The sequence below is a fragment of the Phenylobacterium sp. genome, assembly GCF_004297125.1.
In the GTDB taxonomy this organism is placed as follows: Bacteria; Pseudomonadota; Alphaproteobacteria; order Caulobacterales; family Caulobacteraceae; genus Phenylobacterium.
In genome coordinates, this window is sequence record NZ_SCVD01000035.1 from 20,404 (window position 1) to 29,647 (window position 9,244).

General features: G+C 70.3%; 11 protein-coding genes and 1 pseudogene. 8 read left to right on the forward strand and 4 right to left on the reverse strand.

The annotated features are described in order from the left end of the window. Positions 1–80: 80 nt before the first annotated feature. Together EPO51_RS23595 and EPO51_RS23600 are read right to left on the reverse strand one after the other, a co-directional pair. Positions 81–401 carry a hypothetical protein gene (locus EPO51_RS23595; protein ID WP_293355558.1) on the reverse strand — a complete coding sequence of 107 codons (321 nt, stop codon included), beginning with the start codon at positions 399–401 and terminating at the stop codon, positions 81–83. Between the two features lie 226 nt (positions 402–627). Continuing rightward, complete coding sequence (locus tag EPO51_RS23600; RefSeq protein WP_293355560.1) at positions 628–1,476, reverse strand: class I SAM-dependent methyltransferase; 849 nt, start codon at positions 1,474–1,476, stop codon at positions 628–630. Positions 1,477–1,549: 73 nt separating this feature from the next. Between EPO51_RS23600 and EPO51_RS23605 the strand changes: the two genes are divergently transcribed. The 4 genes from EPO51_RS23605 to EPO51_RS23620 all read left to right on the forward strand — a co-directional run bounded on the left by EPO51_RS23605 (position 1,550) and on the right by EPO51_RS23620 (position 3,504). Beyond that, positions 1,550–1,987 (forward strand): helix-turn-helix domain-containing protein, encoded by a 438-nt coding sequence (locus tag EPO51_RS23605; protein WP_293355562.1) that lies wholly within the window; start codon positions 1,550–1,552, stop codon positions 1,985–1,987. 53 nt (positions 1,988–2,040) lie between these two features. Then, on the forward strand, positions 2,041–2,400 hold the full coding sequence (locus EPO51_RS23610; protein WP_293355564.1) for a hypothetical protein: 360 nt from the start codon (positions 2,041–2,043) through the stop codon (positions 2,398–2,400). Continuing rightward, positions 2,400–2,705 carry a hypothetical protein gene (locus EPO51_RS23615; protein ID WP_293355566.1) on the forward strand — a complete coding sequence of 102 codons (306 nt, stop codon included), beginning with the start codon at positions 2,400–2,402 and terminating at the stop codon, positions 2,703–2,705. Before EPO51_RS23610 ends, EPO51_RS23615 begins: the two co-directional genes overlap by 1 nt. A gap of 73 nt (positions 2,706–2,778) precedes the next feature. Then, positions 2,779–3,504: a hypothetical protein gene (locus EPO51_RS23620; RefSeq protein ID WP_293355568.1), complete on the forward strand. Its 726-nt coding sequence runs from the start codon at positions 2,779–2,781 to the stop codon at positions 3,502–3,504. Positions 3,505–3,750: 246 nt separating this feature from the next. On the opposite strand, the gene EPO51_RS23625 is transcribed toward EPO51_RS23620, so the two are convergent. Then, positions 3,751–3,933: a hypothetical protein gene (locus EPO51_RS23625; RefSeq protein WP_293355570.1), complete on the reverse strand. Its 183-nt coding sequence runs from the start codon at positions 3,931–3,933 to the stop codon at positions 3,751–3,753. A 151-nt stretch (positions 3,934–4,084) separates the two neighbouring features. Between EPO51_RS23625 and EPO51_RS23630 the strand changes: the two genes are divergently transcribed. Further along, positions 4,085–5,218 carry a PepSY-associated TM helix domain-containing protein gene (locus EPO51_RS23630; protein ID WP_293355572.1) on the forward strand — a complete coding sequence of 378 codons (1,134 nt, stop codon included), beginning with the start codon at positions 4,085–4,087 and terminating at the stop codon, positions 5,216–5,218. Here EPO51_RS23630 and EPO51_RS23635 read toward each other — a convergent pair. Continuing rightward, positions 5,215–5,643 (reverse strand): EamA family transporter, encoded by a 429-nt coding sequence (locus EPO51_RS23635; RefSeq protein ID WP_293355574.1) that lies wholly within the window; start codon positions 5,641–5,643, stop codon positions 5,215–5,217. The two genes, EPO51_RS23630 and EPO51_RS23635, sit on opposite strands and share 4 nt — an antisense overlap. 229 nt (positions 5,644–5,872) lie before the next feature. Here EPO51_RS23635 and EPO51_RS23640 point away from each other — a divergent pair, with 229 nt between their 5' ends. The 3 genes and pseudogenes from EPO51_RS23640 to EPO51_RS23650 form a co-directional block, all read left to right on the forward strand. Then, positions 5,873–8,209 carry a TonB-dependent receptor gene (locus tag EPO51_RS23640; RefSeq protein ID WP_293355576.1) on the forward strand — a complete coding sequence of 779 codons (2,337 nt, stop codon included), beginning with the start codon at positions 5,873–5,875 and terminating at the stop codon, positions 8,207–8,209. Positions 8,210–8,288: 79 nt separating this feature from the next. Continuing rightward, positions 8,289–8,972: a Fe2+-dependent dioxygenase gene (locus EPO51_RS23645; RefSeq protein ID WP_293355578.1), complete on the forward strand. Its 684-nt coding sequence runs from the start codon at positions 8,289–8,291 to the stop codon at positions 8,970–8,972. Positions 8,973–9,061: 89 nt separating this feature from the next. After that, positions 9,062–9,244: pseudogene (locus EPO51_RS23650) on the forward strand (acyl-CoA dehydrogenase); the annotation flags it as partial.

A 9,244-nucleotide genomic window follows, 5' to 3' on the forward strand; every position in this document is an offset into this window, starting at 1 on the left:
GTGGGGGTCGAGGCTAGTCGCGACGCGGATACGACCAAGACGACCGTCGCAGAGCGGACTCGCCGAATGTCCACGGATGGTTAGCGAACCCGCTCTGTTCGCGGACTCGACGACAAAGTTCGACGTGTCAGCCAGATCGTTGCCGCGCTCGCGGCGAAAGACACCGGCAGGCTCGCCGCGCCGAAGAAGATCATCGCCACGAAGCCGAAACCGTGCGGATCGCTGCCCCGCAAGAGATTGATCAGAATCATGCCGGCGGCCGGAAGCAATACAGCCGCCAGGAGGATCGACAGCCGCGGCCTTACGCGATTCATCGCGGCATCAAGGCTAGCAGCCGTAGCCGCGGTTATCGCCGCGAGAGCCACACCCGCAACGACCAGCCAGAATGCTAACCCGCTCATCCGCCAACTCCATCGCTGGCTTGGTCTCTTCGCCGTATCGACTGTCGTTCGCAGCCCTAAAATCCGCAATGGGGTCGAAGGCGGCATTTGGCTGGGCGGCCACTCTGAGCCTTAGAATCCATGGCCGGAGAATCCATGGCCGGAGAATCCATGGCCGGGAAGCATCCCGTTGGGATGCGCCTCCTCCTTCACCTCCCCGCGAAGCGGCGGGAGGCAATGAGCGCATCTAAGCCCGTGCCGTGCCCAGCCAGCACGCGCCGGTGAACCGCGCCGCGCCGTCCTGCACCAGCGGCTCGAACGCCGCACGGATCGCGTCGATGGCGCGGGCTCGGGCGCTCTCCTCCATGTCGCGCAGGGCGAGGCCGGCCGGCCCGAGGCGGGTGACGTAGGACAGCAGGTCGGCTTCGGCGATCTCGGTCGCGACATCCACCGGGCTGACGTCCACGTCGCTCCAACCGCTGGCCGCCAGGATCCGCCGCACCCGGTCCCCGTCCGCGAAGCCGAACTGGCCCGGCGCGTTCGGCTCGGGCGTCGGCATGGGCGGCAGGAAGGGCGCGGCGGCGCGCGCGGCGGTGGTCATGAACGGGTTCTCGGCGGGGCTGCGCCAAGCGAGGAAGGCCAGCTTCGCCCCCGGCCGGGCGGCGTGGCGGATGTTGGCGAAGGCGGCCTCAGGGTCGTCGAAGAACATCACCCCGAAGCGCGAGACCACCGCGTCGAACTCGCCGCCGTCGAAACGGTGGGTCTGGGCGTCGGCCTGGACGAAGGCGGCGGACCTGACGCCCTCGGCCTCGACGCGGGCCTTGGCGGCGGCCACCAGCGGGCCGGAGATGTCCACGCCCAGGCAGAGGCCGTCCGGCCCCAGCCGCCGCGCCATGCCCAGGGTGGTCGCCCCGGCGCCGCAGCCGATGTCGAGGACACGCCGGCCCTCCCCCGGGAACCCGGCCTCCAGCAGCCGCTCGCCGAACGGGGCCAGCATGCGGTCGAGCAGGCCCTGCATCTCGACCCAGGTGCGCCCGCTGGCGTCGTTCCAGAGGGCCGCCTGGCCGCGGTTGGGGTGGGTATGGACATCGGTCATCGGAGGCTCCGCGGGTTGCGTTCAGGGGTCAGCGGCGGCACTCTGCAAGTTCAAGTCAACTTGAGGTCAAGCGATGAAGTTCCTCGATATCGCGCAGGTCGCCCGGGGCTCGGGCGTGCCCGCCTCGACCCTGCGATATTACGAGGAGAAGGGGCTGATCGCCTCGATCGGCCGGCGCGGGATGCGCCGGCTGTTCACAGACGACGTGCTGGAGCGGCTGGCGCTGATCGCGCTGGGCCAGGCGGCGGGGTTCTCGCTGGACGAGATCGGCGAGATGTTCAGCCCCGACGGAGGGCCGCGCATCGAACGCGACCGGCTGACCGCCAAGGCCGAGGAGCTGGACGGCAGGATCCAGCGCCTCAGCGCCATGCGCGACGGCCTGCGCCACGCCGCCGCCTGCCCGGCGCCCAGCCCCATGGAGTGCGAGCACTTCCGCCGCATCGTGCGGCTGGCCGGAACCGGTCGCCTGGACCCGCCGGCGCGGCGGCGGTTCGTGGCGGAGGCGGTGTGACCGAGGGCCGAAGGGCGTAGCGCGCAGCCGCCCCGATCGCCTATGAGCGGGCCATGCAGACGTTCATCACCTGGGCCGGCCGCGCCGGCCTGCTGGCCGTCCTCGCCGTCGCGCTGGTGGGCGCGCTGGACCCGCGCCACGACGCCGCCCGCCATGTCCCGCCCGCCGATGTGGTGGAGCATGTGGCCTATGGCTTCCTGCTGACCGTGCTGAGCATCGCCGCCCTGCCGCGGGTGAACCCCTGGCTGATCGGCGCGGCGTTCCTGGCCGTGGGCGCGGGCTTCGAGGGGCTGCAGACCGCGGGCCTGGTGTCGGGCACGTTCCAGTGGAAGGACCTGGTCGCGAACACGGGCGGCGTCGCGGCGGCGCTTGCGCCGTTCGCGCTGGGCCGGCGGAAGGGCGGGAGGCGCTGATGAGCGAAGCGGACCAAGACCTCTATCTCATCCTGGCGACGGCAGAGGCCGGGCCGACGAGCCGCTATCCGGTAGGCTCGCGGCATGCGGTGCTGGTGTTCGCCCAGGCCGGGTCGCACGACGAGGCCCTGGCCGTGGGGACGGCGGGCCTGGCCGCGCAGGGCTGGGGCGAGCCCGCGTTCCAGAAGGTCGGCATCATCGAGCTGGGGCCGCACCTGAGCGCCGAGGACCGGGCGCCGGCCGAGCACGCCATGGCCCACGGCTGCGCGGTGCGGGTCTACGAACGACCGGCCGGCGCGGCCTGACGGTTCGAGCCGCTTGCGCCGGGCTCCGCGTTCCCGCAATCAATCGGGGACAGTCGCGAAGGAGGCTGGAGCCATGGGGACCATGACCGACGGGCGGTGGCCGGGGATCGCGCTGGCGCTGCTGCTGGCTTCGTGCTCCGGCGAGAAGCGTTCCGAGACCACGGCGGTCGCGCCCGTGGGTCCGGCTCCGGCGGCCACGCCCGTGGCCCCGCTGGCGCCCACCAAGCCGGTGGGCTCCGACGCGGTGGACGCCGCCCTGACCGCGGCGAAGGATTTCAACGCCAAGGCGCTGACCGACCTGGCCGGCGTCGAGAGCGCCGAGAAGCGCGTCCGCGACCAGGCGAACCGGGCGCTGGAGGCGGCGCGGCGCGGGGACGGCGCGCGGGTGACCGCCGCCCGGACCGCCGCGGAGGCGGCGCACAAGAGCCTCGTGGACGGACAGGCCGCCTTCCAGACGGCGGCGGCGGAACAGCAGGTGGCGTTGGACATGGCCGCAACCATGTGCGGCCTGCCGGTCGCGACGCCGGCCCCGGCGCCGGGCGCGCCCGCCCCTGGAGCGCCCGCGCCGGCGAAACCCGCCACGCCGGCCGCCACGCCAGCGCCGGCCCCAGCGATCGCTGGGGTCGATACGGCCGCGCTGGCCGCCTACGAGGGTTGCCTGGCGCTGCCGGCGGAACAGGCGCTGCTCGCGCAGAACGTCGCGGCGGTGACGGGCCGCTATCAGGCCGCCGAAGCCGCCTATCGGCTGGAGCGGCCGAAGCTGGAGGAAGCCGCCGCGACCATGGCGCTGGGCCGCTAGCGGCTCTTGAATCGCGGCGCTTGCGACCTACATCAGTTCCGATCGCACTCGCGTCCGTTTCCCCCTTCGGACCTCGAGTGACGGGTGTGCGGCCCTGGCGCCTTAGATGGCTGCCGGGGCCGCCTTCGTTTCAGCGCTATCGAGACCATGGCCGGGGCTGAAGGCGCGGGACGTTGTGGGTTTTCGGGCCCCGGCTGACCGCGAATGCCGGAACCCGTTCCCGCGCCTTCGGCGTCGGCCGTGGAGCTAGATCCGCCTGGCGCGCGCGAGCGGCGCGTCGATCACGGCTGGAGTCGAGATGGAGGCCTGCCAGTCGTCGTGGCCGGCGGCCGGCGGCGCCAGGGCGCTTCCGAGGGCCAGGTAGCTCGCAAAGCCCACGAAGAAGGCCACGCACGCCAGAAGGAAATAGGGTTTCAGGACCTGGTTCATCTCGCTGACCGCAACCTTTGGCGCGCCGGTTACCGGTTGATCAACGGACGCCCATGGGGAGGGTTGCGGCGCCCTAGGACCTTGTTTCTGCAAACACCTCGCATTAGCGATAGATGTGGCCGTCGCGCCGCGATTGGGGGACCGTGCACCGATGACGCCGCTCGCGAGGCTTCGCCGCTTCTGGCTCGACGTACACCTGTGGCTCGGCGTCGGGCTGTTGGTCGCGCTGATACCGTTGAGCGTCACCGGCTCCATCCTCGTCTGGCACGACCAGCTTGACCGTGCGCTCTATGCCCAGAGGTACGAGACCACGGGGCCATCGGTTTCACGTCCCATCCATGACTATTCTCAAGCCGCCCGGGCGGCCTTCGGGGAACGGGCGCAATTGACCCAGATCCGTCTGCCGCAGGAGGCGGGCGATCCCGTGGTCGCGGTGGGGCGGATCAAGGGCGAACCGGGGCCGGGCGGGCGCCCGCGCACCCTCAACGCCTGGATCGATCCGCCGACCGCCAGGGTGCTGGACACCGCCGAGACGGCCAGGGGTTTCACCATGGTGATGCACCGCCTGCACGGCTCGCTGCTGATCCCGGACATCGGCCGTAAGGTCGTGGGCTGGCTGGGGTGGGCGATGTTCGTCTCGTGCGTCACGGGCCTGTGGCTGTGGTGGCCGAGGCACGCGGGGTTCCTCAAGGGGTTGAGATGGCATCGGGGCGCCTCGACCCTGTTCAACCTGCACCACCTGGTCGGCTTCTGGGTCTGTATCCCGCTGGCGGTACTGTCGCTGACCGGGGTCTACATCTCGTTCCCGCAGACTAGCCGGGCGCTGTTCGGCCTGCCGCAGCCGCCGCCCCGGCAGCAGGGGCCAGGCCGCTTCGCCCCGCCGGTCCCCCAGCCGAAGCTGACCATCGCCCAGGCCGTGGCGGCCGCCCGGGCCACGGCGCCCGACGCGGCCGTGGTCGAGGTGAACCTGCCGACCCGCGGCAAGGAGCCGACCTGGCGCGTGGGGCTGAAGGCGCCCGGCGCCGAGCGACCGAAGACCGTGCAGGTGGTGGACGCCACGGGCCAGGTGAAGGCCGGGCGCGAGGCGGATCGTGGCGCCGGCGGCGGACAGGCCGACAAGATCTCGCCGCTGATGCGCAGGATCCACGATGGCGCCGAAATGGGGATCCTCTGGCAGGCGATCATCTTCGTGGGCGGCCTCGCGCCGGCGCTGCTGGGAGTCTCGGGCGTGGTGATGTGGCTGCGCCGGCAGGCCCGGCAGAAGGCGCTGCGCCGGCCGGCCTAGCGGCGGACCGCGATGAGAACGGCGCCGGCGGCGATCAGGCCGACGCCGGCCCAGCCCTTCACGTCCAGGCGCTCGCCCAGGAAGACGGCGCCCAGCACGGCGACGAAGACCACGCTCAGCTTGTCGAGCGGGGCCACGCGACTGGCGTCGCCCAGCTTCAGCGCCTGGAAGTAGCAGAGCCACGACAGGCCGGTCGCCGCCCCCGACAGCACCAGCGCCCCGACCACCTTGCCGGACTGGAAGAGATTGGCTGCCGGCGCGCCCGAGGCGGCCCAGAGGCCGGCGACGATCAACAGGATAACGACCGTGCGGATCAGCGTGGCGTAGCTGGGCGCCAGTTCGTCGACGCCGATCTTGGCGAAGAGGGCGGTCAGGGCCGCGAAAACCGCGGAGAGGAGGGCCCAACCCTGCCAGGTCATCTGCATAGCGCGCCTCGCCTTGCCGCCGGGCAGCCATGCTAGCGCCCCGCGGACCGGCCGTCTGCGGCTCCGCCGGAGATCAAGGCAAAGCTATTTAGAAGTTGCGAATGATTCTCATTGCGTCGCCCATGTGTCCGAACTAAGAACGCCTCGCATTCTTAGTCGCAATACGCCGAGGGGCGCGGGGGATATGGTGAAAGTGACGAGTGGCGTTTCGGCCAGGAAGAAACTTGCGATGACCTGCGCCGTCGCGGGCCTGTCCGGTCTCTCGCTGGGCGGCGTGGCGCAAGCCGCCGATGGCGCGGCGGCCGACGGCGCGGCGATCGCCACCGCCGACGCGGACCAGACGGGCACGATCTCGGGGATCGACGTCGAGGGCCAGGTCATGAAGCAGAACAACCCGAAGGTCACCGCCCGGCCGCTGGACAATCCGCAGACCGTGACCGTGGTCGGCCGCGGGACGATCGAGGCGCAGAACCTGCTGTCGCTGCGCGACATCCTGTCGACCGTGCCGGGGATCACCTTCGGCGCCGGCGAAGGCGGCGGCGGCTTCGGCGATTCCATCAACCTGCGCGGCTACTCGGCCAACAACGACATCACCTACGACGGCGTGCGCGACAGCGCCCAGTACAGCCGCTCCGATCCGTTCAACGTCGAGCAGATCGAGATCACCAACGGCTCGAACTCGGTCTATTCCGGCGCGGGCTCGGTGGGCGGGACGATCAACATCGTCTCCAAGCGTCCCACGGCGCGCAATTCCAGCGTGCTCACCGCCGGCGTCGGGACCGAGAATTACTACCGCGCCGCCCTCGACGCGAACCACAAGCTGAACGACAGCGTGGCCGTGCGGCTGAACGCCATGGTCCACCGCAACGACGCGCCGGGCCGCGACGTGGAAGAGTTCAAGCGCTGGGGCGTCGCGCCCTCGATCACCGTGGGACTGAACGGCCCGACCCAGTTCACAGCCATGTACGTCCACCAGGAAGACCGGAACACGCCACAGTACGGCGTGCCGTTCTACAATGGCCGGGCCGTGCCGGGCGTCGATCCGGGCGCCTACTACGGCTACGCCAACGTCGATAAGCAGGACCAGGACGTCGACGTCCTGACCGGCATCATCGACCACGATTTCGGCAACGGTCTGAAGCTGCGCAACCTGTCGCGCTATCAGAAGGTCACCCAGCTCACCGTCGTGGACCCGCCGCAGGGCGTGTTCTGCCTGCCGGGCGGCCAGAAGCCGGTGGCCTGGAGCCAATCGACGACGGCCACCAACATCACCGGCTTCACCGCCTGCCTAGCCACCGATCCGGCGCCCGGCTTCTACCAGCCGAGCGGCCCGCGCGGGAACCTGCGCGACACCGAGAACACCCTGCTGCACAACCAGACCGACCTGACCTGGGACGGCGAGCTGGGCGGCGTGCGCCACACCCTGGTGGTCGGCGCGGCGTTCTTCGAGGAGGACTTCCACCTCGACACCGGCAACGTTTTCCGCACCGCGACGGGCGCCGCCGTGGCCCTGCCGCCGATGAGCATCGCGAGCCCGAGCAACACCTACGCGGGCCCGATCAACTTCACCCAGGCCAGCGCCCAGGACGGCCACCGCAAGAACCAGGCGGTCTACGCCTTCGACAACATCGTCCTGAACGAGCAGTGGTCGATCAACGCCGGCATCCGCTGGGAACACAACGAAGGCGTCAATTCGACCGACACCTATTCCACCGTCGTCGGACCGACGCTGGGCGTGGTGACGCCCGGACCGAAGTTCCGATCGGACGACAACCTGCTCACCTACCGGGTGGGCGTCGTCTACAAGCCGATCCCGAACGCCAGCCTCTACGTCGCCTACGCCAACTCCCAGACGCCGAGCCAGGCGACGGTGAACGGCTCGGGCGCCTGCACCCTGGTCAGCTGCACGGTCGATCCCGAGGAGGCCGAGAGCTTCGAGGTCGGCGGCAAGTGGGACGTGATGGGCCGGCTGTCGCTGACCGCGGCGATCTTCCGGAACGACCGCACCAACTACAAGGTGGCCTCGGGCGACCCCACCGTGCCGGACCAGCAGCTGGACGGCGCGGCCCGGGTGGAAGGCGTGGCGCTGGGCGCCTCGGGCCGGATCACCGACGCTTGGTCGATCTTCGCGAACTACACCTACCTCGATACCGAGGTGAGGCGCGGGGTGTCGAAGTTCCTGGCCGCGCAAGGGCTGGACTTCACCAAGGGCGATGCGCTCACCAACGTTCCGGATCACGCGTTCAGCCTGTTCACCACCTACGACCTGACCGACCTGAACCTGCAGGTTGGGTACGGCGTCACCTACCAGGGCGAATACTACCTGACCCAGCATGGCCTCGTGGCCGGCTCGACGAACACGCGGACGACCATCCCGCTGGTGAAGACGCAGGACTATTTCGTCCATCGCGTCACCGTCGCCTGGACCCCTCGCCCGGACATCGAGCTGCGGCTGAACGTGAACAACGTCTTCGACAAGGAATACTACCAGCGTGGCCGCAACAACGGCTGGGCCACGCCGGGTGATCGCCGCAATGCGACGCTCACCGCGAACTACCGGTTCTGACCTCCCCCCTAGGAACCGGCTAGCCGCCCCCCGCCTCCGCTGCTCGCGGGCGGGGGGCGAATTCGTTTAGGGTGCCGCCATGATGCTTCACGTTCCGGGCGTGCTCGCCCCGGCCCAGGTGGCCGAGTTGCGCGCCCTCATCGACGCCGCCCCGTGGGAGGACGGCAACGCCACGTCCGGCAAGCAGTCGGCGCTGGCGAAGGTGAACCGGCAACTGCCCGAGGCGTCCGACGCCGCCCGCCGGGCCGGCGCCCAGGTCCGCGAGGCCGCCACCCGCAGCGCGCTCTTCATGGCCGCCGCCCTGCCCCACACGGTCTATCCGCCGCTGTTCAACCGGTACGGGCCCGGCCAGACCTTCGGCGACCACGTCGACAATGCGATGCGCTTCCAGCGCGACCAGAACATCCGGGTGCGCACCGACCTGTCGGCGACGCTGTTCCTCTCCGGCCCCGACGACTACGAGGGCGGCGAACTGGTGGTCGAGGACAACTACGGCTCGCACGAGGTGAAGCTGCCCGCCGGCGACCTGATCCTCTACCCCGCGTCCAGCCTGCATCGGGTCATGCCCGTGACGCGCGGCGAGCGGGTGGCCAGCTTCTTCTGGATCCAGAGCCTGATCCGCGACGACGCGAAGCGCGCCCTGCTGTTCGACATGGACGTCGCGATCCAGACCCTGGCCCAGGAGGCGGGCCTCGGCGCGCCGGCGATCGTCTCGCTGACAGGGACCTACCAGAACCTGCTGAGGATGTGGGCCGAACTCTGAGCGGAGTTGCGTACCGGAAACGCAAAGGCGACTACCGGTCTCAGGGAAAACCCGATATCCCGCGCCGACTGATCGCGAGGAGACCTCCCATGCCGCTCGACGCTGGCGCGCCCCAGAAGACCTACCGCTGGGACGACCCCCTGGACCTCTCCTCGCGGCTCTCGGAAGAGGAGCGGATGGTGTGGGACGCGGCGCGCCAGTACGCCCGCGAAAAGCTGTTGCCGCGCGTGGTGTCGGCCTATGCCGAGGAGCGGTTCGACCGCGAGATCATG

Excerpts from the sequence above, each read along its gene's own strand:
- EPO51_RS23595 (WP_293355558.1), bottom strand. The coding sequence starts at position 401 with ATGAGCGGGTTAGCATTCTGGCTGGTCGTTGCGGGTGTGGCTCTCGCG.
- EPO51_RS23600 (WP_293355560.1), bottom strand. The coding sequence starts at position 1,476 with ATGACCGATGTCCATACCCACCCCAACCGCGGCCAGGCGGCCCTCTGG.
- EPO51_RS23605 (WP_293355562.1), top strand. The coding sequence starts at position 1,550 with ATGAAGTTCCTCGATATCGCGCAGGTCGCCCGGGGCTCGGGCGTGCCC.
- EPO51_RS23610 (WP_293355564.1), top strand. The coding sequence starts at position 2,041 with ATGCAGACGTTCATCACCTGGGCCGGCCGCGCCGGCCTGCTGGCCGTC.
- EPO51_RS23615 (WP_293355566.1), top strand. The coding sequence starts at position 2,400 with ATGAGCGAAGCGGACCAAGACCTCTATCTCATCCTGGCGACGGCAGAG.
- EPO51_RS23620 (WP_293355568.1), top strand. The coding sequence starts at position 2,779 with ATGGGGACCATGACCGACGGGCGGTGGCCGGGGATCGCGCTGGCGCTG.
- EPO51_RS23625 (WP_293355570.1), bottom strand. The coding sequence starts at position 3,933 with ATGAACCAGGTCCTGAAACCCTATTTCCTTCTGGCGTGCGTGGCCTTC.
- EPO51_RS23630 (WP_293355572.1), top strand. The coding sequence starts at position 4,085 with ATGACGCCGCTCGCGAGGCTTCGCCGCTTCTGGCTCGACGTACACCTG.
- EPO51_RS23635 (WP_293355574.1), bottom strand. The coding sequence starts at position 5,643 with ATGCAGATGACCTGGCAGGGTTGGGCCCTCCTCTCCGCGGTTTTCGCG.
- EPO51_RS23640 (WP_293355576.1), top strand. The coding sequence starts at position 5,873 with ATGACCTGCGCCGTCGCGGGCCTGTCCGGTCTCTCGCTGGGCGGCGTG.
- EPO51_RS23645 (WP_293355578.1), top strand. The coding sequence starts at position 8,289 with ATGATGCTTCACGTTCCGGGCGTGCTCGCCCCGGCCCAGGTGGCCGAG.